The organism is Arsenicicoccus sp. UBA7492, assembly GCF_002479615.1.
Lineage (GTDB): Bacteria > Actinomycetota > Actinomycetes > Actinomycetales > Dermatophilaceae > Arsenicicoccus > Arsenicicoccus bolidensis.
Genome location: NZ_DLOE01000021.1, coordinates 60,891 through 83,412 on the forward strand (window position 1 = coordinate 60,891; position 22,522 = coordinate 83,412).

The 22,522-nt window shown below is 71.5% G+C and carries 22 protein-coding genes; 6 read left to right on the top strand and 16 right to left on the bottom strand.

The window, feature by feature from the left end:
* Positions 1 to 62: 62 nt before the first annotated feature.
* From B4E97_RS05295 to B4E97_RS05335, 9 genes are all read right to left on the bottom strand, one after another.
* Positions 63 to 833, bottom strand: coding sequence for an MBL fold metallo-hydrolase (locus tag B4E97_RS05295; protein ID WP_286955645.1), 771 nt, complete (start codon positions 831 to 833; stop codon positions 63 to 65).
* Positions 830 to 1,636, bottom strand: a complete 807-nt coding sequence (murI, locus tag B4E97_RS05300; protein ID WP_019287723.1) for a glutamate racemase — start codon at positions 1,634 to 1,636, stop codon at positions 830 to 832. The genes B4E97_RS05295 and murI overlap by 4 nt, the downstream gene beginning before the upstream one ends.
* 28 nt (positions 1,637 to 1,664) lie before the next feature.
* Complete coding sequence (locus B4E97_RS05305) at positions 1,665 to 2,501, bottom strand: amino acid ABC transporter ATP-binding protein (protein ID WP_029212796.1); 837 nt, start codon at positions 2,499 to 2,501, stop codon at positions 1,665 to 1,667.
* An 11-nt stretch (positions 2,502 to 2,512) separates the two neighbouring features.
* On the bottom strand, positions 2,513 to 3,502 hold the full coding sequence (locus B4E97_RS05310; RefSeq protein WP_029212797.1) for an amino acid ABC transporter permease: 990 nt from the start codon (positions 3,500 to 3,502) through the stop codon (positions 2,513 to 2,515).
* 3 nt (positions 3,503 to 3,505) lie between these two features.
* Positions 3,506 to 4,432 carry an ABC transporter substrate-binding protein gene (locus tag B4E97_RS05315; protein WP_286958964.1) on the bottom strand — a complete coding sequence of 309 codons (927 nt, stop codon included), beginning with the start codon at positions 4,430 to 4,432 and terminating at the stop codon, positions 3,506 to 3,508.
* A gap of 149 nt (positions 4,433 to 4,581) precedes the next feature.
* Positions 4,582 to 5,172, bottom strand: coding sequence for a DUF2017 domain-containing protein (locus B4E97_RS05320; RefSeq protein ID WP_029212799.1), 591 nt, complete (start codon positions 5,170 to 5,172; stop codon positions 4,582 to 4,584).
* Complete coding sequence (gene clpS, locus B4E97_RS05325; RefSeq protein ID WP_019287718.1) at positions 5,173 to 5,463, bottom strand: ATP-dependent Clp protease adapter ClpS; 291 nt, start codon at positions 5,461 to 5,463, stop codon at positions 5,173 to 5,175.
* Between the two features lie 10 nt (positions 5,464 to 5,473).
* Complete coding sequence (locus tag B4E97_RS05330; RefSeq protein WP_313666854.1) at positions 5,474 to 5,944, bottom strand: DUF779 domain-containing protein; 471 nt, start codon at positions 5,942 to 5,944, stop codon at positions 5,474 to 5,476.
* Positions 5,945 to 5,946: 2 nt separating this feature from the next.
* The gene (locus B4E97_RS05335; protein ID WP_286958965.1) at positions 5,947 to 7,470 is read right to left on the bottom strand and encodes an aldehyde dehydrogenase family protein; all 1,524 of its coding nucleotides are present in this window, start codon (positions 7,468 to 7,470) and stop codon (positions 5,947 to 5,949) included.
* A gap of 164 nt (positions 7,471 to 7,634) precedes the next feature.
* On the opposite strand from B4E97_RS05335, the gene B4E97_RS05340 reads away from it, so the two are divergent.
* Positions 7,635 to 8,957, top strand: a complete 1,323-nt coding sequence (locus B4E97_RS05340; RefSeq protein WP_414632785.1) for a nicotinate phosphoribosyltransferase — start codon at positions 7,635 to 7,637, stop codon at positions 8,955 to 8,957.
* A gap of 3 nt (positions 8,958 to 8,960) precedes the next feature.
* Entirely contained in the window at positions 8,961 to 9,641 is a 681-nt protein-coding gene (locus tag B4E97_RS05345; protein ID WP_286958967.1) for an isochorismatase family protein, read from the top strand.
* Positions 9,642 to 9,756: 115 nt separating this feature from the next.
* Here B4E97_RS05345 and B4E97_RS05350 read toward each other — a convergent pair whose 3' ends face one another.
* Complete coding sequence (locus B4E97_RS05350; RefSeq protein WP_286955637.1) at positions 9,757 to 10,668, bottom strand: RDD family protein; 912 nt, start codon at positions 10,666 to 10,668, stop codon at positions 9,757 to 9,759.
* A gap of 106 nt (positions 10,669 to 10,774) precedes the next feature.
* Between B4E97_RS05350 and B4E97_RS05355 the strand changes: the two genes are divergently transcribed.
* The 3 genes from B4E97_RS05355 (at position 10,775) to B4E97_RS05365 (ending at position 15,589) form a co-directional block, all read left to right on the top strand.
* Positions 10,775 to 12,508, top strand: coding sequence for an ABC transporter ATP-binding protein (locus B4E97_RS05355; RefSeq protein WP_286958968.1), 1,734 nt, complete (start codon positions 10,775 to 10,777; stop codon positions 12,506 to 12,508).
* Positions 12,505 to 14,517 (top strand): ABC transporter ATP-binding protein, encoded by a 2,013-nt coding sequence (locus B4E97_RS05360; protein ID WP_286958970.1) that lies wholly within the window; start codon positions 12,505 to 12,507, stop codon positions 14,515 to 14,517. The genes B4E97_RS05355 and B4E97_RS05360 overlap by 4 nt, the downstream gene beginning before the upstream one ends.
* 193 nt (positions 14,518 to 14,710) lie before the next feature.
* Positions 14,711 to 15,589, top strand: a complete 879-nt coding sequence (locus B4E97_RS05365) for an LLM class flavin-dependent oxidoreductase (protein WP_286955634.1) — start codon at positions 14,711 to 14,713, stop codon at positions 15,587 to 15,589.
* Positions 15,590 to 15,785: 196 nt separating this feature from the next.
* Here B4E97_RS05365 and hppD read toward each other — a convergent pair whose 3' ends face one another.
* The gene (gene hppD / locus B4E97_RS05370; RefSeq protein ID WP_286955633.1) at positions 15,786 to 16,994 is read right to left on the bottom strand and encodes a 4-hydroxyphenylpyruvate dioxygenase; all 1,209 of its coding nucleotides are present in this window, start codon (positions 16,992 to 16,994) and stop codon (positions 15,786 to 15,788) included.
* 110 nt (positions 16,995 to 17,104) lie between these two features.
* On the opposite strand from hppD, the gene B4E97_RS05375 reads away from it, so the two are divergent.
* Positions 17,105 to 17,572, top strand: coding sequence for an Lrp/AsnC family transcriptional regulator (locus B4E97_RS05375; protein ID WP_313535775.1), 468 nt, complete (start codon positions 17,105 to 17,107; stop codon positions 17,570 to 17,572).
* A gap of 53 nt (positions 17,573 to 17,625) precedes the next feature.
* On the opposite strand, the gene B4E97_RS05380 is transcribed toward B4E97_RS05375, so the two are convergent.
* The 5 genes from B4E97_RS05380 to B4E97_RS05400 all read right to left on the bottom strand — a co-directional run.
* Positions 17,626 to 19,380, bottom strand: coding sequence for a DEAD/DEAH box helicase (locus B4E97_RS05380; protein ID WP_286955631.1), 1,755 nt, complete (start codon positions 19,378 to 19,380; stop codon positions 17,626 to 17,628).
* A gap of 127 nt (positions 19,381 to 19,507) precedes the next feature.
* On the bottom strand, positions 19,508 to 19,696 hold the full coding sequence (locus B4E97_RS05385) for a hypothetical protein (protein ID WP_019287706.1): 189 nt from the start codon (positions 19,694 to 19,696) through the stop codon (positions 19,508 to 19,510).
* 112 nt (positions 19,697 to 19,808) lie between these two features.
* Complete coding sequence (locus B4E97_RS05390) at positions 19,809 to 20,114, bottom strand: DUF3039 domain-containing protein (RefSeq protein WP_019287705.1); 306 nt, start codon at positions 20,112 to 20,114, stop codon at positions 19,809 to 19,811.
* Positions 20,115 to 20,136: 22 nt separating this feature from the next.
* The gene (locus B4E97_RS05395) at positions 20,137 to 20,697 is read right to left on the bottom strand and encodes a YqgE/AlgH family protein (RefSeq protein WP_286955630.1); all 561 of its coding nucleotides are present in this window, start codon (positions 20,695 to 20,697) and stop codon (positions 20,137 to 20,139) included.
* A gap of 106 nt (positions 20,698 to 20,803) precedes the next feature.
* The coding region (locus B4E97_RS05400) for a DEAD/DEAH box helicase (protein WP_286958972.1) at positions 20,804 to 22,522 on the bottom strand (1,719 nt) is incomplete at its 5' end.

Below are 22,522 nucleotides of genomic sequence, written 5' to 3' on the forward strand. Positions count from 1 at the left end.
GCCGGGGGTAAAGGCATCAGCCTGGGGAACGAAGGCCGGTCGATGCCTCTGCCGGCGGCGGGTCAGAGGGGGTAGGTGCGCTCGGGCTCGGCGAGCTCGACCTCGCCCGCCCACACCGCCGCGGCCTGGGCGCGGCACACCTCGGGGTCGTTCCAGGACGGGATGTGCGTCAGCATCAGCCGCTGCACTCCCCCGGCCACGACCGCCGCGGCGGCCGCGCGCGACCCGGTCAGGTGGATGTCGCGCGTCTCGTCGCGCCCGTCCACGAACGCCGAGTCCGCCAGCGCCAGCGTCGCCCCCGTGAACAGCTCGGACAGCTCGGGGCAGGAGTCGGTGTCGCCGCTGTAGGCCAGCACCTGCCCGTCCGCCTCCACGCGCAGGCCGTAGGCCTCGACGGGGTGGTTGACGGGGATCGGGGTGACCGTGAACGGTCCGATCCGCACCGGCTGCCGGGCCTCCCACTCGCGGTAGTCGAGCTGACCGGCCAGCGCCGAGCCCTCCTCGCCGCCGTAGGCCTCGGCCATCCGCCGCTCCACGCCGTGGGGGCCGTGCACCGGCAGGCGCCCGCCGTCCGCGCGGGCCGGGGAGTACTTGCGCGTGACGTAGAGCCCGCACACGTCCAGGCAGTGGTCGGGGTGCAGGTGCGAGAGCAGGACCGCGTCGATCTCGTCGAGCGCCAGGTGCCGCTGCAGCACGCCGAGCGCGCCGTTGCCGAGGTCGAGCAGGATCGACCAGGTGCGGCCGGCCTCGTCGTCGGCCTGCACGAGATAGCAGGAGGCGGGCGACTGCGGCCCCGGGAAGGACCCCGAGCATCCGATCACGGTCATTCTCACGGGGCACCTCTGTCGTCGGCGAACACGGTGTCCACCTCGGGGCCGAGGAAGCGCCGCGCCAGCCGACGGAACTCCTCGGGGTCGCCGGTGGTGGTGAACCCGTGGGACGGAGGGCCCTGGTCGGCCGGTCGCAGCGCGTCGCCGTCGGCGAGCACGCGGTAGACGTCCTTGGCAGTCTCCTCGGCGGACGACACCAGTGTCACCGTGTCTCCCATCACATAGGAGATGACGCCCGTGAGCAGCGGATAGTGCGTGCAGCCGAGGATGAGGGTGTCGACGCCCTGGGCGATGACCGGCTCGAGATAGCCGCGCGCGACCTCGAGCACCTCGTGACCGCCCGTCACCCCCGACTCCACGAACTCCACGAACCGCGGGCACGGCTGGCTGACGACGCGGATCTGCGGGGCCGCCGCGAAGGCGTCCGGGTAGGCCCGGCTCTGGTGGGTCCCCCGCGTCGAGATGACGCCGACGACGTCGTTGCGGGTAGCGGCGGCCGCGCGTCGCACGGCCGGCCGGATCACCTCCACCACGGGCACGTCATACCGCTCCCGCGCGTCGTGGAGCACGGCGGCGCTCGCGGTGTTGCACGCGATGACCAGGACCTTGACGCCGTGGTCGACGAGCCGGTCCAGGCACTCCAGCGCATAGCGGCGGGTCTCGGCGATCGGGCGGGGGCCGTATGGCGCCCGCGCCGTGTCGCCGAGGTAGGCGATGGACTCGCTCGGCAGCTGGTCGAGCACGGCCCGGGCCACCGTGAGACCCCCGTAGCCGGAGTCGAAGATGCCGATGGGTGCGTCGCTCACCCGACCGAGGATAGAGGCTGGCGGGCCGTCAGCCGTCGTGCGACTCCGACCTCATCCGCGACAGGAAGGCCTGGGTCCGCTCGTGCCTCGGGTTGCCGATGACCTCGCGCGGCGGGCCCTGCTCGACGACGACCCCGGCGTCCATGAAGACGACGTGGTCGGCCACCTCGCGGGCGAACGCCATCTCGTGGGTCACCACGATCATCGTCATGCCGCTGGCCGCGAGCTCGCGCATGACCGTCAGCACCTCGCCGACCAGCTCGGGGTCGAGCGCGGACGTCGGCTCGTCGAAGAGCATCAGCTTTGGCTGCATCGCCAGCGCCCGCGCGATCGCGACGCGCTGCTGCTGCCCGCCGGACAGCTGGCTGGGATAGGCGTCGGCCTTCTCCGCCAGGCCGACCCGGTCGAGCAGCTGCACGGCCCGCTCCCTGACCTCGGCCTTGCGCTCCCCCTTGACCTGGATCGGCGCCTCCATGACGTTGGCGAGCGTCGTCATGTGCGGGAAGAGGTTGAACCGCTGGAACACCATGCCGATCTCGCGCCGCTGGGCCGCGACCTGCTTGTCGGTCAGGTGGTGCAGCCGCCCGCCCACGTCGCGGTAGCCCATGAGGTCGCCGTCGACCCAGATGCGGCCGCCGTCGATCGACTCGAGCTGGTTGATGCACCGCAGGAAGGTCGTCTTGCCCGACCCGGACGGCCCGAGCAGGCACACGACCTGACCCTGGTGGACGTCCATGTCGATGCCCTTGAGCACCTCGTTGCCGTGGAACGCCTTGTGCACGTTGACGGCGTGCACCAGCGGTATGCCGGCCCGGCCGGCGTCTCGCGCGTCGCCGTCACGCCCGGTGGCGGCGGGCTCCGTCATACGGCTGCTCATCAGTGGCTCCCCGTGGTCGCGAGCAGGCGGTTGACCTGCTGGTCCTTCTTGCTGGGCCGGGTCCCGAAGCCCTTGCCGAAGTGCCGCTCGAGGTAGAGCTGGCCGACCATGAGGACCGAGCACACGACGAGGTACCAGCACACGGCCGCCATCATCGTGGGCATGATCTGCAGGGTCCGCTGCCCGATGACCTGGGTCTGGTAGAAGAGCTCGGCGCTGATCGGCACGGCCGACAGCAGCGAGGTGTCCTTGACCATGGCGAGGGTCTCGTTGCCGGTGGGCGGCACGATGACGCGCATGGCCTGCGGCAGCACGATCCGGCGCATGGTCTTGCCGCCGGGCATGCCGAGCGCCTGCGCGGCCTCCCGCTGCCCCTGGTCGACGGACAGGATCCCGGCGCGGGCGATCTCGGCCATGTAGGCCGCCTCGGACAGGCCGAGCCCGATGATGCCGGCCCACAGGGTGGACGAGAAGGCGTTGACGTCGATCTGGGTGATGGTCAGGTCGGTCCCGAGGCCCAGCGCCCCCGCGAGCTGCCGGCCGAAGGGTACGCCCAGGGTCAGCTCGGGGTAGAGGTAGCCGACCCCGGTACCCAGCATGACCAGCAGGACGAGCCGCGGGATGGAGCGGAAGAACCACGTGTAGGCCGCGGCCGTGAACGTCAGCACGGGGTTGGACGACAGGCGCATCACGGCGAGGATCACGCCCAGCGTGACGCCGATGACCATCGCACCGAGGGTGCCAAGGATGGTGCCCATCAGCAGGCCGTTGAGCACGGGCTTGTAGTTCATGACCTTGACCATGAACGCCAGGTCCCAGCGCTCGTTGGTGAGGAAGGAGCTCACCATCATGGCCAGGAGGACGAGGATGACGGCGACGGCGACCCAGCGCCAGGGGTGCCGGACGGGCCGGGCGTCGATGGCGCCCGGCCGGTCCGTCGTGCTGACCGGCTGTCCCTGCTGGGGTGACCTCGAGACGGAATCAGCCATGGATCAGGGGTTCACCGGGAACGCGGTGACGGCGCCGTCGGCGTTGTTCCACTTCTCGAGGACCTTCTTGTAGTCCCCGGACTTCTCCATCGCGGCGAACGCCCCACCGATGGCCTCGGCCAGGGCCTGGTGGTCCTTGGGGACGACGATGCCGTACGGCGCGGAGTCGTAGAGCTCGCCGACCTTCTCCAGCTGACCGTTGGTCTGCTTGACGGCGTAGTTGGTGATCGGGGAGTCGGCGGCCATGGCGTCGACCTTGCCCGAGGACAGGTCGGCGGTGACCTTGGACTGCTCGGTCTCGACGATCTGGGTGATGGCCGGCTGGCCAGCGTCGGTGCACTTCTTGGAGCGGGCCGTCAGGTCGTCGATCTGGACGGTGCCCTTCTGGACACCCACCTTGAGGCCGCACGCCTTGGCCGGGTCGACCTGCTTGGGGTTGCCCTTCTTGACCGCCCACAGGGTGCCGGCGTTGAAGTACTGCACCATGTTGACCTTCTGCTTGCGGTCGGCGTTGATCGTGAAGGACGAGACGCCGACGTCGAACTTGCCGGAGGTGACCCCCAGGATGATCGACGGGAACTCGGCGTTCTGGAACTCCGCCTTGAGACCGAGCTTCTGCGCCGCGGCGGTGAAGAGGTCGACGTCCATGCCGGTGACGGTCTTGCCGTCGTCGCCGATGAACTCGTTGGGGGCGTAGGACGCGTCCGAGCCGACCTTGAGGACGCCGGCCTGCTTGATCTTGGCGGGCACCTTGTCGGCGAGTGCCTGGTCGACGGCCTGGCTGGCGGCGGCGGTGGCCGATCCGGCGGCGCTGGAGGCCTTGGCGGCTCCGGACTCCAGCGAGTCCGACCCGCAGGCGGCGAGGGACAGGGACGAGGCGACCGCCAGGGCGGCGACGACCACCGAGGCTCGAGCGGGACGGATGGGCACGGGGCTACCTCCATAGGCATGAGTGAGCGGTGTGTGAACCATGCCACGCATGATCATGCCGGACAACGGATCGAGCCACGGACGGATGCGCTGCGCCCGAATCGTGACGTGAGCGGTCGGTGAGGTGCGGCGAGCGGCAGCCGCGCTGCTCAGCGGACCAACGCCTCTGCCAACGTCTCCTGGATCCAGGTCAGGAAGTCGTAGAGCGCGGCGGTCTGCACGTGCGGATGGTCCTCGCCGTACTGCTCGACCAGCTCCTCGAGGGCCTCGGCGTCCTCGTCGGTCCGCAGCCCGAGCCGCTCCCCCAGCACCAGCCGCACGTCCGTGAGGGCGACGGTCAGCTGGCCGGCCTGCGCCGTCGTCAGCGTCAGGACCTCGGGGTCGGTGGCGTGCTCGAGCAGCGACACCGCGGCGTCGATGGTCGCGACCTTGCGCTGGCGCAGGCCCATCTCGGTGAGCCGGCGGAACTCCTGCGCCTCCTCCTCGGCCTGCTGCCCCTCGTCGCGGCGCGCGTCGGGGAACAGCCGCCGCAGCGCCGGGTCGGCCTGGCGCCGCGGTGGTTCGGCCGACAGGCCCGCCATGGCGTCGGTCAGCGGGTCGCCCGTGGGGTCGGGGATCGCCGGACCCATGCCCCGGATCAGGCGCCCCACCTGGACCAGCAGGCTGGCGACGAGCTCCCGCTCGTCCTCGTCGAGGTGCCCGACGATGCGGTCGCCGTGGCGTCGGAAGGCCTGCGCCATCTACTCGTCCTTCTGGTAGGTCGCCCACAGGCCGTAGCCCTGCAGCGCCTCGGTGTCGCGCTCCATCTCGTCGCGCGTGCCCGAGCTGACGACGGCGCGCCCCTCGAGGTGCACGCCGAGCATGAGCTTCTCGGCCTTGGCCCGGTCGTAGCCGAAGTACTCCTGGAAGACATAGGTCACGTAGGACATGAGGTTGACCGGGTCGTTCCAGACGAGGGTCACCCAGGGCACGTCGGGGCTGATGAGCTCGTCCGACTGCGGCAGGTCGAGCTCGACGGGGGCGACGGACATGGTCGCCAGTCTAGGCAGAGTCCTCCGGCAGGGCAGCGGCCCGCTCCTCGTCGGTCAGCAGCCGCGACCGCGTCAGGAAGCGCAGCCCCTCGGGCGACTCCAGCGAGAAGCCCCCGCCCCGCCCGGGGACGGCGTCGATCGTCAGGTGGGTGTGCGCCCACGCCGCGTGCTGCGCCCGCGAGATCCAGACCGGTATGCCGGGAAGCCCCGGCGCCACCAGCCGACCGAGCAGCACGTCGGCGTCACCGGTCAGGAACTCCCCCTCGGGGTAGCACATCGGGGAGCTGCCGTCGCAGCACCCGCCGGACTGGTGGAACATCACGGGGCCGTTGCGGTCCACGAGCCGACGCAGCAGCTCTGCGGCGGCCTCGGTGAGCCCGACCCGCGACGGCGCCGGCTGCGGGATCTCGGCATACGACCGCTCCTGCGGAGCCGGGCACACCGCTGGGGTGACCGGCTCCGCGGGCTGGTGATCGCTCATCTCTAGTAGAACCCGAGCTTGTCGGGGCTGTAGGAGACCAGGAGGTTCTTGGTCTGCTGGTAGTGGTCGAGCATCATCTTGTGGTTCTCGCGGCCGATGCCGGACTGCTTGTAGCCGCCGAACGCGGCGTGCGCGGGGTACTGGTGGTAGCAGTTGGTCCAGACGCGGCCCGCCTGGATCGCCCGCCCCATCGTGTAGGCGCGCTGCATCTGCCGGGTCCACACGCCGGCGCCGAGGCCGTAGAGCGTGTCGTTGGCGGTCGCGAGCGCCTCGGCGTCGTCCTCGAAGGAGGTCAGCGCCACGACCGGCCCGAAGATCTCCTCCTGGAAGATCCGCATGTCGTTGCGGCCCTCGAAGATCGTGGGCTGGATGTAGAACCCGCCCGCGAGATCGCCCTCCAGCTCGGCCTTCTCGCCGCCGGTGAGGACCTTGGCGCCCTCCTCGCGACCGATCGCGAGATAGCTCGTGATCTTTTCGAACTGGTCGTTGGAGGCCTGGGCGCCCATCATCGTGTCGGTGTCCAGGGGGTTGGCCTGGACGATCGCCTCGACGCGCTTGATGGCGTCGGCGACGAAGCCGTCGTAGATCGAGCGCTGCACCAGCGCCCGCGACGGGCACGTGCAGACCTCGCCCTGGTTGAGCGCGAACATGACGAAGCCCTCGAGCGCCTTGTCGTAGAACGCGTCCTGCTGCTCGGCGACGTCCGCGAAGAAGATGTTGGGGCTCTTGCCGCCGAGCTCCAGGGTGACCGGGATGATGTTCTGGCTGGCGTACTGCATGATCAGGCGGCCGGTCGTCGTCTCGCCGGTGAACGCGATCTTGGCGATGCGGGGGGACGACGCGAGGGGCTTGCCCGCCTCGACGCCGAAGCCGTTGACGATGTTGAGGACGCCCTCGGGGATCAGGTCGCCGATGATCTCGACGAGCTTGAGGATCGACCAGGGGGTCTGCTCGGCGGGCTTGAGGACGATCGCGTTGCCGGCGGCCAGGGCGGGGGCGAGCTTCCACACCGCCATGAGGATCGGGAAGTTCCACGGGATGATCTGCCCGACCACGCCGAGCGGCTCGTGGAAGTGGTAGGCGACCGTCAGCTCGTCGATCTGGCTGATCCCGCCCTCCTGGGCGCGCAGCGCCCCGGCGAAGTAGCGGAAGTGGTCGATCGCGAGCGGGATGTCGGCGTTGAGCGTCTCGCGGACGGCCTTGCCGTTGTCCCACGTCTCGATGACCGCGATCGCCTCGAGGTGCTCCTCCATGCGGTCGGCGATCTTGAGCAGGACGTTGGCCCGGTCGGCGACGGACGTGCGGCCCCACGCGGGCGCGGCCCGGTGCGCGGCGTCCAGGGCGGCGTCGATGTCCTCGGCGGTGCCGCGCGCGATGCTGGTGAAGACCTGGCCGGTCACCGGCGTCGGGTTGTCGAAGTACTCGCCCTTGACCGGGTCGGTCCAGCGACCCCCGATCCAGTGGCCGTAGCGCTCCTTGATCTCGATCGGTGACTCGCTGCTGCCGGGCTGGGGATAGACGCTCATCGGTGCTCCCATCGTCGTTGGTGGGTCGTCGGCCGCCGCGGGTGGGCGTGACCGGGATCACCACGCTACGTCAGTCCGGGCCGCGCGCGACCAGGATCACCCGGGTGACGGTGGGCGGGCGGCATACGGGCTCTGCCTCCCCGCAGGGGTAGGGGGCGGTTAGAGTGCCTCGCGTGACTCGCAACGTGGCCAGCACGGCCCTCCTCACCGATCACTACGAGCTGACGATGCTGCAGGCCGCCCTGCACTCGGGCGCAGCCCACCGCGACTGCGTCTTCGAGGTGTTCGCGCGGCGGCTGCCCGACGGGCGTCGCTACGGGGTCGTCGCCGGGACCGGTCGGGTGGTCGAGGCCATCCGCGACTTCCGCTTCGGCGAGGAGGAGATCGCCTTCCTGCGCGAGCACCAGGTCGTGGACGAGACGACGCTGGACTACCTCGCCTCCTATCGCTTCACCGGCGACGTCTGGGGCTACGCCGAGGGCGAGGTCTACTTCCCCAGCTCGCCGCTGCTGGTCGTCGAGGGGACCTTCGCCGAGGCCTGCATCCTCGAGACGCTGGTCCTGTCGATCATGAACCACGACTCGGCCATCGCCGGGGCCGGGTCGCGCATGGTCACGGCCGCCGAGGAGCGCCCGCTCATCGAGATGGGCTCGCGGCGCACCCACGAGGAGGCGGCGGTGGCGGCGGCGCGCGCGGCCTACATCGTGGGCTTCGGCAAGACCTCCAACCTCGAGGCGGGACGGCGTCACGGAGTGCCGACCGCCGGCACCTCGGCACACTCCTTCACCCTTCTGCACGACACCGAGAGCGGCGCCTTCCAGGCCCAGCTCGAGTCGCTCGGCCAGGGCACCACGCTGCTGGTCGACACGTATGACGTCCGCGCCGCCGTGGCCGAGGCCGTCCGCCTCGCGGGGCCCGAGCTCGGCGGGGTGCGCCTCGACTCCGGGGACCTCGTCGCGCAGGCCCGCGAGGTGCGCCAGCAGCTGGACGAGCTCGGTGCGACCACGACCCGGATCACCGTGACCTCCGACCTGGACGAGTACGCCATCGCGGCGCTGGCCGCCGCCCCCGTCGACGGCTACGGGGTCGGGACCTCGCTGGTCACCGGCTCGGGCGCACCCACCGCGGGCATGGTCTACAAGCTCGTCGCCCGCAAGGACGACGACGGCACGTGGGTCTCGGTGGCCAAGGCCTCCGCGTCCAAGACCTCGGTGGGTGGCCGCAAGTACGCCCTGCGCCGGCTCGACGAGCGCGGCGCGGCGCAGGCCGAGGTCATCGGCATCGGCGAGCACCCGGTGGGCGACGACAACGACCGCGAGCTGCTCGTGCAGCTGGTCCGCGGTGGCGAGATCGTCGGCGACCTGTCGCTCGAGGCCGCGCGGGCCCGGCACGAGGCGTCCGTGGCCGAGCTGCCGGCGCGGGCGCGACGCCTGTCGCGCGGCGAGCCGGCGATCCCCACCCAGTTCGTCGACGACGTGAAGGGCTGACCGGTGGCGGGAGAGGCCGGGGGCGAGGCCGGGGGCGAGGCCGGGGGCGAGCGGCGGGCGCTGCTGGTCGTGGACGTGCAGGGCGACTTCTGCGAGGGCGGGTCGCTGGCCGTGGCCGGCGGGGCTGCGGTGGCGCGGGACGTCGCGTCGCTGGTGCGCTCGCGCGCTGCCTCGGGCGCGGGCTCGGACAGCGGCTCGGACAGCGGCTCGGACAGGGACCGGTATGCCGCGGTCGTGGCCACCCAGGACTGGCACGAGGACCCCTGCGGCCACTGGGCGCAGGAGCCGGACTACGTCGACACGTGGCCCGTGCACTGCGCCGCCGGGACGCCGGGCGCCGACTTCCACGAGGGGCTGCGCCCTGCCCTGGACCGGGTCGACGTGGTCGTGCGCAAGGGCCGGCGGTCGGCCGCCTACTCGGGCTTCGAGGGGCTGACGGCCGAGGGTGAGCCGCTCGCGGGCTGGCTCGCGTCGCACGGGATCACGGCCGTGGACTGCGTGGGCATCGCGACCGACCACTGCGTGCGGGCCACCGCCCTGGACGCGGTCGCGGCGGGGCTGTCCACCCGCGTGCTCCTGCATCTCACGGCAGGTGTCGCGCCGGACACGACCGAGCGCGCGCTGGGCGAGCTGCGTGCGGCGGGAGTTGAGCTGGTCGGCGCCCCGCGCCTCGGACCGGCCTGAGGCCACGCACCCCACCCGACACCCGCACCGAGGCCGTCTCACCCTGCAGCACGAGACAGGCGCGCCACCCCGAGACGTGGTCCGGGGCATCCGGGCGTCCGCGGTGTGGATCGCCTCAGCGGCGGCGGGGCGGCAGCGGGCCGCGCACTACGCAGGTCTTGCCGACCTTGTCGTGGATCGCCTGGTGCAGCGGCCGGTCGGCCAGCGGCCAGAGGCCGTCGACCAGCATCCAGACCATGCCGATGGCGCCCGGCAGGACATCGCCCAGCCTCTTCACGATCGTGCGCAGGGCGATCTGGCCGGCGGGCGCGGGGGCGGCGGCGTCGATGCTGCGAACGCTGATCCCCGTGACCAGGCGCCCGAGGGTGCGGCCCCACCGGCTCAGGCAGACGACCTCGTAGAGCACGGCGGCGGCGAACATCGCCCCCGCGACCTGCAGCTGCAGGGCCGCGCCCGGCATCGGGGTCTCCGGCAGCGTCGAGCTCCCGGCCGCCGCGGCCGCCATCGCCGCGTCCCACCAGGACTGCACCTGCGGGATCCAGTCGCGCATGAGGTATGCCGTGAGCGGCAGCATCACGAGCAGGACGAGAAGCCCGTCGAGGATCCAGGCGAAGAACCGTCGCCACCACCCGCTGAGGGGCTGCCCGTCCGGCGTGGTGTCCTGCGCCGGCTGGGCGTAGGCGCCGGGGTAGGGAGCCTGCTGGTGCTGGCGGGGGGCCTGCTCGGTGCCGCCGCCCCCGAGGCCGCCGGGCGGGGCGACATACGGGCTCTGCCCCGGACGACCGTCGCTCTGGTGGCTGGGCTGGCTGGGCTGGCTGTGCTGACCGGACTGGGCTTGACGGGCCTGCTGCTCACGCTGACGCTCGCGCAGGTGGAAGTCCTCGACGTGCGCGCCCTCGCCGATCTGGGACCGGGCGACCTGCGGCGCCACCTTCGGCGCCCGGTGGTCGCTCCACGAGACTCCGTCGAAGTAGCGGAGGTAGGTGGGGTCCTGGGGGTCGTCGTACCACCCTGATGGCTGGGTCATGCCCCTAGCCTGCCACGCCGACCTGCGGCCGACGGACGACGGCAGGCCGACGAGGCCGGCGGCAACCCGATGGGGGTATGTCGGTGCCGAGGACTACCCTGTCCCCGTGCTGTCAGCCATCCTGCGCCGTCACCTCGCGCGCCACCGCGGACCCCTCGTCCTGGTCCTGATCTTCCAGACCGTGCAGGTGCTGGCCAACCTCTACCTCCCCACGCTCAACGCCGACGTCATCGACCGCGGCATCGCGCAGGGGGACACCGGCTATGTCGTGCGCACGGGCGGCTGGATGCTGGCGATCACGGTCGTGCAGATCCTCGCCAACCTGGTCGCGATCTACTACGGCGCGCGCACCGCGATGCGTTTCGGTCGCGACCTGCGGGCCGAGATCTTCAGCACCGTCGAGGAGTTCGCCGCCGAGGAGCTCGGCAGGTTCGGCGCGCCGTCGCTGATCACCCGCACCACCAACGACGTCCAGCAGATCCAGATGCTCGTGTTCATGACGCTCGTGATGATGGTGTCCGCCCCCATCACCGCCGTCGGCGGGGTCGTCATGGCGCTGCGCCACGACGTCGCGCTGTCGGGCCTGCTGCTGGTCGTCGTGCCCGTCCTCGTCGGCTGCCTCGGGCTGATCATCGTGCGGCTGCACCCGTTGTTCCGCCGCATGCAGGTGCAGGTCGACGGCATCAACCAGATCCTGCGCGAGCAGATCACGGGCGTGCGGGTCATCCGGGCGTTCGTCAAGGACCAGGCCGAGCAGGAGCGGTTCGCGGTCGCCAACGACGAGCTGCGCGACGTCGCGGTCACGGCGGGCCGGCTCATGACCTCGATGTTCCCCCTGATCATGCTCATCATGAACGTCTCGACCGTCGCGGTCATCTGGTTCGGCGGGCTGCGGGTCGACAGCGGCGACATGCAGGTCGGGGACCTCGTCGCGATGATGACCTATCTCATGCAGATCCTCATGTCGGTGCTGATGGCGTCGATGATGTTCATGGTCCTGCCCCGGGCGCAGGTGTCCGCCGAGCGCATCAGCGAGGTGCTCTCGACGCAGCCCACCGTGCGGGCGCCCGCCGAGCCGGTGCGACCGGTCGAGCGACGCGGGGTCGTGGAGCTGCGCGGGGTCAGCTTCACCTTTCCCGGCGCCGACGACCCCGTCCTGCGCGACATCGACCTGGTGGCCCGCCCCGGTCGCACGACCGCGATCATCGGGTCGACGGGGTCCGGCAAGACGACGCTGGTCAACCTGATCCCCCGGCTCATGGACGCCACGGCCGGCCAGGTGCTGATCGACGGCGTCGACGTGCGCGACCTCGACCTCGACGCCCTGTGGGAGTGCTTCGGTCTGGTGCCGCAACGTCCCTACCTGTTCACCGGCACGGTCGCCAGCAACCTGCGCCTGGGCCGCGAGGACGCCACCGAGGACGAGCTGTGGGCTGCGCTGGAGATCGCGCAGGCGCGGGAGTTCGTCGAGGCGATGGAGGGTGGCCTCGAGGCCCCCATCACCCAGGGCGGCACCAACGTATCTGGCGGCCAGCGGCAGCGCCTGGCCATCGCCCGCGCGGTCGTGCGGCGGCCTCTGGTCTACCTGTTCGACGACTCCTTCTCCGCGCTGGACTACGCGACGGACGCCGCCCTACGGACAGCCCTGCGGCCCACCACCCGCGAGTCGACGGTGGTCGTGGTCGCCCAGCGGGTCAACACGATCCGGGACGCCGACGAGATAATCGTGCTCGACGAGGGCGCGGTCGTCGGCCGCGGTCGCCACGGCGAGCTCATGCAGACCTGCGAGACCTATCGCGAGATCGTGCTGTCCCAGCTGAGCGAGGAGGAGGCCGCATGAGCTCGTCCACGCAGGAGCGTCGCACCTCGCCCGCTCGCGGCCCGATGGCCATGGGCGCCCCCGTGGCCAAGCCCGACGACTTCCGCGCCTCCGCACGGCGGCTCCTGCGCGACCTCACCGCGCACCGGGGCCACATCCTCGTGATCACCGTCCTCGGCGTGATCGGCGTGGCGTTCTCGGTGGTCGGGCCCAAGGTCCTCGGCCGGGCGACCGACCTCGTGTTCGCCGGCGCGATCGGGCAGCACCTACCGGCCGGCGTTACCCGTGAGCAGCTCGTCGAGGGGCTTCGCGCGCGCGGCGACTCGCGCATGGCCGACCTGCTGTCCGGCATGCCCGACCTCGTCCCCGGCTCGGGGGTCGACACGGGCGCCGTCGCGCAGGTGCTCGCGTGGGCGCTCGGGCTCTACGTCCTGTCCTCCGTGTTCACCTGGGTGCAGGTGTGGCTGACCACCACCGTCGTGCAGCGCACCGTCCACCGGATGCGTCACGACGTCGAGCACAAGCTCGAGCGGCTCCCGGTGCGCTACTTCGACACCGAGTCCCGCGGCGACATCCTGTCCCGCGCCACCAACGACGTCGACAACGTCGCCCAGTCGCTGCAGCAGACGATGACCCAGCTGCTCAACAGCGCCCTGACGGTCCTCGGCGTGATCATCATGATGCTGACCATCTCGCCGCTGCTGACGATCGTCGCCGTCGTGAGCATCCCCGTCATGGCCGTGATCACGATGGCCATCGCCAAGCGCTCCCAGCCGCAGTTCCGCGAGCAGTGGGCCGCCACCGGGCGCCTCAACGGGCACGTCGAGGAGATGTACTCCGGGCAGCTCCTGGTCAAGGTCTTCGGTCAGCGGGCCGGTGCCCAACGCACGTTCGCCGAGCACAACGACGCCCTCTACGAGGCGGCCTTCAAGGCTCAGTTCGTCTCCGGCATCATCCAGCCGGCCATGTGGTTCGTGTCCAACCTCAACTTCGTGCTCGTCGCCGTGATCGGCGGCGTGCGCGTGGCCTCGGGCTCCTTGTCCATCGGCGGGGTGCAGGCGTTCATCCAGTACTCCCGGCAGTTCAGCCAGCCGCTCGGCCAGCTCGCCGCCATGGCCAACATGCTCCAGTCGGGCGTCGCCTCGGCCGAGCGCGTCTACTCGCTGCTCGACGCCGAGGAGGAGTCCCCGGACGTGCCCTCGCGCACCGTGACGGCGACCGGTGGCGGCGACGTCGCGGGCGGAGGCCGGCCAGATGGCTCGGCGGGGCGCACCGTCGTCGGTCGGGTGGCGTTCGAGGACGTCTCCTTCTCCTACTCCCCCGACACCCCGCTCATCGAGCACCTCGACCTGGTCGCCGAGCCGGGGCAGACCATCGCCATCGTCGGCCCCACCGGTGCCGGCAAGACGACCCTGGCCAACCTCGTGCTGCGCTACTACGACGTCGACGACGGCCGGATCACGCTGGACCGCACCGACATCCGCGACCTGCCCCGCGGCGAGCTGCGGTCGGCGTTCGGCGTGGTCCTCCAGGACACCTGGCTGTTCACCGGCTCCATCCGCGACAACATCGCGTATGGCGCCGCCCGCCCCACCGAGGACGCCGTCGTCTCGGCGGCGGCCGCGGCCCACGCCGACCACTTCATCCGGACGCTGCCCGACGGCTACGACACGGTGCTGGACGACGACGGCTCGTCGCTGTCGGCGGGCCAGCGTCAGCTGCTCACCATCGCCCGCGCGTTCCTGGCCGACCCGTCGATCCTGATCCTGGACGAGGCCACCAGCTCGGTCGACACCCGCACCGAGGCCCTCGTCCAGGAGGCGATGGACCGGCTCCGCCGCGACCGGACGAGCTTCGTCATCGCCCACCGCCTCTCGACCATCCGTCACGCCGACCGGATCGTCGTCATGGAGCAGGGCGCGATCGTCGAGCAGGGATCGCACGACCAGCTCCTCGCCTCGGGCGGCGCCTACGCCCGGCTCTACCAGGCGCAGTTCTCCGGGGCCGTCGCCGAGGAGCCGTCCGCCTGAGGAGCCGCCGGTCCGAGGAGCCGTCCGCCTGAGGAGCCGCCGGTCCGAGGAACCGTCCGCCTGAGGAGCCGCCGGTCCGAGGAACCGTCCGCCTGAGGAGCCACAGGCTCGACGAGCGGGGCGTCCAACGAACGTCGGTCCAAGGGTCGCTGACGTGTTGCCCGGGTGGCCAGCGCGTGGGTGAATGGCGACCATGGCGACCCACCAGCACGAGCCGCACCTCGACCAGCCCGTCCGGCGACCCGACGTCGGCCTGATCGCACCTCCGGGCCTGCCCCCCGAGCGCATCCTCGAGGTGGCACGCGCTGCCGAGACCGCGGGGCTGGACGACCTGTGGCTGTGGGAGGACTGCTTCGCGAGCAGCGGCGTCGCACCTGCCGCTGCGGTCCTGGGGGCGACCCAGCGCCTGCGGGTCGGCATCGGGATCCTGCCGGCGCCCCTGCGGGCCCCGTCGCTCACCGCGATGGAGATCGCGACGCTGGCGCGGATGTTTCCCCATCGGTTCCGCCCTGGCCTCGGCCACGGCGTCCTGGACTGGATGGGCCAGGCCGGAGTCCGTGTCCCCTCCCCCCTCACGCTGCTGCGCGAGCACCTGGAGGCAGTGCGTGACCTGCTGGCCGGCGAGCGCGTCACGCGGAACGGCCGCTACGTGCATCTCGAGGACGTGCAGCTGCGCTGGCCGCCGCCCGTCGAGCCCGAGCTGTTCGTGGGCGCACGGGGACCCAAGACCCTGGCCCTGGCCGGCGAGCTCGCCGACGGGGTGATCCTGGACGACGCCGCCCCGGAGGGACGGGTCGATGCGAGCCGCGTCGTCGAGGCCCTGGCGACGGTGCGGGAGGCTCGGGAGCGGGCGGGACGGACCGGGGACCCGCACGTCGTGGCCTTCCTGCCGGTGCCGGACGGCACCTCCGCCGCAGACCTCGGCGCCAGGATCACGGCCCTGGGCGAGGCCGGAGCGACCGTCGTGGCCGCCTTCGCCACGGATCCCGCCGGACCACCGGCCGGAGACGAGCGGGTCCTGGCCCTGGCCGAGCTCCTCCGCGCGACCCGCTCCCCGGCTCCCCCACGTTGAGAAGCGCTCGCCCGCGTTGAGAGGCGCGCCCCCCGCGTTGAGAGGCGACAGATGGGGGTTCTCGCAGCCCCATGACCCCCATCTGTCGCCTCTCAACGACCCAACTCGCCCACTCACGCCGGCGGAGGCGGCCAGACCTGCACGCACGCCGCCCGCCGTCTCGGTCGAGGCGGCGGGCGGGCGGCATACGGGATGGTCAGAGGTTGCCGCGCAGCTCCTGCTCGCGCTCGATGGCGGTGAACAGCGCCTGGAAGTTGCCCTTGCCGAAGCCCAGCGATCCGTGGCGCTCGATCAGCTCGAAGAACACCGTCGGCCGGTCGCCGAGCGGGCGGGTGAAGATCTGCAGGAGGTAGCCGTCCTCGTCGCGGTCGACCAGGATGCCGCGACGCTGCAGCTCCTCGATCGGGACGCGGACCTGGCCGATGCGCTCGCGCAGCTCGGGGTCCTCGTAGTACGAGTCGGGGGTCGACAGGAACTCGACGCCGTTGGCGAGCAGCTCGTCGTAGGTGCGGAGGATGTCGTTGGTCGCGAGCGCGAGGTGCTGGGCGCCGGGGCCGCCGTAGAAGTCGAGGTACTCGTCGATCTGCGAGCGCTTCTTGCCGATCGCCGGCTCGTTGAGGGGGAACTTCACGCGGTGGTTGCCGTTGGCGACGACCTTGGACATGAGGGCGGAGTAGTCGGTGGCGATGTCGTCACCGATGAACTCGGCCATGTTCACGAAACCCATGACCTTGTTGTAGAAGCCGACCCACTCGTCCATCTTGCCGAGCTCGACGTTGCCGACGATGTGGTCCAGCGCCTGGAAGAGTCGCTTGGGGGCCCCGTCGCGCTTCTGGTAGGTCGAGGTGCGCTCGACGTAGCCGGGCCAGTACGGACCGGAGTAGCGGGAGCGGTCGACGAGGGTGTGACGGGTCTCGCCGTAGGTGGCGATCGACGCGAAGCGCAGCGTGCCGTGCTCGTCCGTGACGTCCTGCGGCTCGTCGATGACGGTCGCACCCATCCGGCGGGCCTGGGCCACGCAGCGGTCCACGTCCGGGACCTCGAGGGCGATGTCGACGACGCCGTCGCCGTGCTTGGCGTGGTGCTCGATCAGCGGGCTGGCCGGGCTGACGGCACCCTTGATGACGAAACGGATCGAGCCCGATCGCAGGACGAAGGACTTGTGGTCGCGGTTGCCGTGCTCCGGCCCGGAGTAGGCCTCCAGCGTCATGCCCCAGGCGGACTGGTAGTAGTGCGCGGTCTGGGTGGCGTTGCCCACCACGAAGACGATGGCGTCCCACCCGGTGACGGGGAAGGGATCGCTCGCCTCGTCGTACTCGACGAGGCCGACCAGCTGCTTGAGCTGGTTGAGGTCCAGGTCGGCGTCCCGCTCTTGCGGCGTCAGGTCCAAGGTGGTGTCGGTCATGAGGCCCAACTGTGAGGGCCGCCGGGCACCCGGGCAAGCATGTCCTTCCCACCTGGTCAAAGTGGTCAGGAATGATGCCGTCCGCCAGGAACGGGTGGACAATGTGTCCCATGGCCATCGACGACCTGGACCGCAGGCTCATCCACGCCTTCACCCGGGACCCGCACATCGGGGTGCTCGGCGCGTCGAGGGAGCTCGGCGTCGCGCGCGGCACCGTCCAGGCCCGGCTGGACCGCCTGCAGCGGCGGGGCGTCATCGCGTCCTTCGAGCCGCACGTCGACCCGGCCGCGCTGGGCTACCCCGTGATGGCCTTCGCCACGCTCGAGATCCGCCAGGACCACGGGCACGAGCGCGTCGTGCAGCACCTCGAGCAGATCCCCGAGGTGCTCGAGGCCCACACGATCACCGGGTCGGGTGACATCTGGATCCGCATCGTCGGCCGGGACAACGCCGACCTGCAGCGCGTGATCGACGACGTGGTGGCGGGCGGTTCCGTCATACGGACCTCGACGGTGATCTCCCTGGCCACCCGGCTGGCGCACCGGACCACTCCCCTGGTCGACGCCGCGGTCCAGTGACCTAGCGAGCCCGACGGCCTGGCGAGCCCGACGACCTGGTGGCGGTCGACGACCTAGCGGCGGCCGACGAACCAGTTGCGGATCTTGTCGATGCGCTCGGTGACCTGGGCGCCGGACGCCTGGTCCAGCGCCGGACCCCCGCAGACCTGCCGCAGCTCGGAGTGCACGATGGCGTGCTTCGTCCCCGTCTTGCGGGCATAGGCCGAGACCAGCTTGTTGAGCTCCTTGCGCTGGGCCTGCAGGGCGCGGTGCGCCGAGACCTCCTCGTGTCGCTCCTTGGCGCGGGCGTTGGGCTTCTGCCGGTCCTGGCGCTCTCGCAGCAGGTGCGCCATCTGGTCGGGCTCGAGCAGACCGGGGAGCCCGAGATAGCCCTCCTCCTCCTCCGAGCCCACGTCCGCCACGAGACCGAACTGCTGGGCGTCGAACAGGACGTGGTCGAACTCCGCGTCCGACTCCAGCGCCTCGAACTTCAGGTCGAGCTCGTCACTGGCCTGCTCGGACCGGTTGGCCTCCTCGAGGAGCCCGTCCTCCTCGGACCAGAGCGGCTCCTCCTCACCGGGTTTTTTGGGCCGGTCGAGCGCGTGGTCCCGCTCGTCCTCCAGGCGGGCGGCGTGCTCGAGCAGCACCGGCACGGACGGGAGGAACACCGAGGCCACCTCTCCGCGCTTACGGGCGCGCACGAACCGCCCCACCGCCTGCGCGAAGAACAGGGGCGTCGACGTCGAGGTCGCGTAGACCCCGACCGCCAGGCGGGGCACGTCCACCCCCTCGGAGACCATCCGGACCGCGACCAGCCAACGATCGGTGGACTGGGAGTAGGTCTCGATGCGCTGGGAGGCCCCGGCGTCGTCGGACAGGACGACCGTGGGCTTCTCCCCCGTGATCTCGTGCAGGATCCTGGCGTAGGCTCGGGCATTGGTCTGGTTGGTCGCGATCACCAGGCCGCCGGCGTCCGGCACGTGCCGGCGCACCTCGGTGAGGCGCTTGTCGGCGGCGCGCAGCACGGACGGGATCCACTCCCCCGTGGGAGACAGCGCGGTCCGCCACGCGTGCGCCGTGAGGTCCTTGGTGAGCGGCTCGCCCAGCCGGGCGGCGAGCTCGTCGCCGGCGCGGGTCCGCCAACGCATCGCGCCCCCGTAGGCCATGAACAGCACCGGCCGCACCACGCCGTCGCGCAGCGCCTCGGCGTAGCCGTAGGAGTAGTCCGAGGCCGACCGACGGATGCCGTCCGGACCCTCCTCGTACCGCACGAACGGGATGGGGCTCGTGTCGGAGCGGAAGGGCGTGCCGGTGAGCGCCAGCCGCCGCGCCGCGGGCTCGAAGGCCTCACGGATCGCGTCCCCCCAGGACTTGGTGTCGCCGCCGTGGTGGATCTCGTCGAGGATCACGAGGGTCGGGGCGGCCTCCGTGCGGGCCCGGTGCAGCAGCGGCTTGGACGCCACCTGCGCGTAGGTCAGCGCCACGCCGTCGAAGGCCTTGTTGTGCGTCCCCGCGGCGTTGGTGAAGGTCGGGTCGAGCTGGATACCGACGCGTGCGGCGGCGTCCGCCCACTGCACCTTGAGGTGCTCGGTCGGGGCGACGACGGTGACGCGGCGCACCACCCCGCGTCGGAGCAGCTCGGTCGCGACCCGGAGCGCGTATGTCGTCTTGCCGGCCCCAGGCGTGGCCACCGCCAGGAAGTCGCGGGGACGTTCGGTGAGGTAGGCCTCGAGGGCCTCGGCCTGCCAGGCACGCAGCTTGCCAGCCGTCCCCCATGCTGCACGCTCGGGAAAGGCTGGGGACAGGTGTTCGGCAGCAGAGGTACTCATCGCGTCCTGCAGGGTAGACGTTTTCGCCGGGCAACATGCCGGGCGACGGGTGCTTGACAGCCGTGGGAGGCACGAGATCGGCCCGCCACCCCGGTTCGGGGGTGGCGGGCCGACGAGGTCGTGGTGGTCAGCCCAGCTTGAGCGTGACGCGGTCGGCCGAGCCGACCGTGGTGGCGCCGGAGGGCGCGGAGCCGATCTTAATGGTGTCGGCCGGCTGCGACCCGAGCTTGAGGGTGACGGCGTTGGCGGAGCCCCCGGCGAGGGTGGCGACGGCAGCGACGGTGATGACGGCAGCGGTGCGGGCGAGGTTACGCATGGTGGTTTCCCTTCGACGACGGCAGGGCGCCCCGTGACACCCCGCAACCAGAGTAGCGCCTTGCGTGAGCAAATATCACTAGCAGTGATCTAAACCCGTCAAAAGGATGAAATCACTCGCCGCCGTCCTGCGGCTTGCGCAACCCGTCGTAGATCTCCTGGCAGATCGGGCACACCGGGAACTTCTTGGGATCGCGCCCGGGGACCCAGATCTTGCCGCACAGCGCGATGACCGGCTCCCCCGTCATCGCGCTCTCCAGGATCTTCTCCTTGCGCACGTAGTGGGCGAAGCGCTCGCGGTCGCCCGGCTCCTGCAGCTGCTCCTCGACCTCCTCGCGCTCCAGCACGGCGGTCTGCGTCGAGGGTCCGCCCGGCTCCGCGAACGGGTCCGGCGGCATGTCGGGGTATCCCTGGCTCATGCGGGACATCCTAGGCCGAGGCTCAGTTGTAGTCCTCGTCGTCCGGGTAGAGGCCGACGAAGGCCAGCCGCCCCGGCTGCCGCCGCAGGACCCGGCGCCACAGGGTGCCCGGCTCGTCGCTGAACACGTCGCCGGGGAGGCGGTCCACGACGTACCACGAGCCGTTGCGGATCTCGCCCTCGAGCTGGCCGGCGACCCATCCGGCATACCCGGCAAAGATCCGGACGCCGGTCAGGTGCGGCATGACCTGGTCGGCAGGCGTGTCGAGGTCGACGACCCCCACGCCGGGAAAGAGCTGCTGGACCCCGTCGACGTCGAGGGCCGGGTCGATGACCCCGACCACGCCGAGGGCCGAGTCGAGCTGTACGGGGCCGCCCTGAAAGAGCACCTGGGGCTCGCGGACGTGCTCCTGCCAGCCGTCCAGGACCGTGTCGATGGTCGCGTCGACCGGCTTGTTGAGCACGACGGCCTGCGCGCCCTCGTCGCCGTGGTGCAGCACGAGCATGACGCACCGCTCGAACACCCCCTCCCCCAGCCCAGGGGTGGCGACGAGCAGTCGTCCGGTCAGGTCCTCGGTGCGCACCGTCCCATTGTGCCCGCCAGGACCGGCCGTATGCCGCAGCGGGCGCCACCCCTCGTGAGGGTGACGCCCGCTGCCGGTGTCAGGCGCTGGGCCTGGGAGCGTGCGCTCAGCCGTCGTAGCGACGGGCCGAGCGGTCACGGCCACCACGGTCGTCACGACCGCCGCGGGCATCGCGACCGCCGCGGTCCCCGCGGTCGTCGCGGCCACGGAACGAGCGCTCGTTGCGACGACCGTGCGGCTGGTAGCGCGCGCCGCCACGGCTGTGGCCGCGCTGCGGACGGGGCTCACCCTCGACGAGGCGGCGGTAGCGACCCTCCTCGATGGCCTCCCCGGACGGGGTGCGGGCACCCACGCCGTCGTAGAGCAGCGGGTCGCCGGGGGCCGTGCGGATCGGCTTGACGTCGACGCCGGCCTGCTCGACGAGGCGCTCCATCTGGCGACGCTGGTGCGGGAGCGCCAGGGTCACGACGGTGCCGCGCTCGCCGGCGCGCGCGGTGCGGCCGGAGCGGTGCAGGTAGTCCTTGTGGTCGGCCGGGGGGTCGACCTGCAGGACCACGGAGACGTCGTCGACGTGGATGCCGCGGGCCGCGACGTCGGTGGCGACGAGGACGGGCAGCGTGCCCTCCTTGAAGCCGGTGAGCACGCGGTTGCGCTGCACCTGCGAGAGGCCACCGTGCAGGGCCGCAGCGAAGACGCCCTGCTCGCGCAGCTGCAGGGCGACGCGGTCGGCGCCCAGCTTGGTGCGCACGAAGACCACGGTGCGGCCGGTGCGGTTGGCGACCTCGGCCGTGATGACCTTCTTGTGCATCGGGTCGATGAGCAGGACGTGGTGGTCCATGGTCTCGACCGAGGCGGTCTCGGGGTCGGTCTCGTGGGTCACGGGGTCGGTGAGGTAGCGCTCGACCACCGTGTCGATCCCGCGGTCCAGCGTCGCGGAGAACAGCAGTCGCTGACCGCCGGCCGGGACCAGGTCGAGGATCTCGCTGATCGCCTCCAGGAAGCCCATCTCGGCCATGTGGTCGGCCTCGTCGAGGACAGCCACCTCGACCTGGGACAGGTCGGCCGCGCCGCGGTCGATGAGGTCCTTGAGGCGTCCCGGGGTCGCGACGAGGACGTCGAGGCCCTTCTCCAGCGCCATGATCTGCGGCGGGTAGGGCATGCCGCCCGCGACGAGCTTGTGGCGCAGGCCCATCACGTGGACCAGCGGCTGCAGCGCGTCGCTGACCTGCTGGGCCAGCTCGCGGGTCGGCACGAGGATCACCGAGCGGACGACGCCCGGCTTGGCCTTGCCACCGGCCGCGAGGGTCGCGATGAGCGGCAGACCGAAGCCCAGCGTCTTGCCCGAACCGGTCTGGCCGCGGCCGAGGACGTCGCGCCCGGCGAGGGCGTCGGGGATGGTCGCCTGCTGGATCGGGAACGGCGTGGTGATGCCGTCGCGAGCCAGGCGCTCGACGAGCGGGGCCGGCAGACCGAGGGCGGCGAAGCCGTTGTCGGTGTCGACCGTGACGGGCGCAGCCTCGGCCGGCACGTCGACGGACAGGCCCATGGCCTCGCGCTCCTCGCGGTCGGTCCAGGTGCGGCTGCGGTCGTCGCGCTCGAAGCGACGGGGGCCGCGGTCGTCACGGTTGAAACCGCCACGCTGGGGCCGGTCGTCGCGGTGGAACTCACGACGGGGACCACGGTCACCGCGGTCGTCGCGGTTGAAACCGCCACGCTGGGGACGCTCGTCGCGGTTGAAGCCACCCCGCTGCGGGCGCTCGTCGCGGTTGAACTCACGACGCGGACCACGGTCACCGCGGTCGTCACGGTTGAAACCGCCACGCTG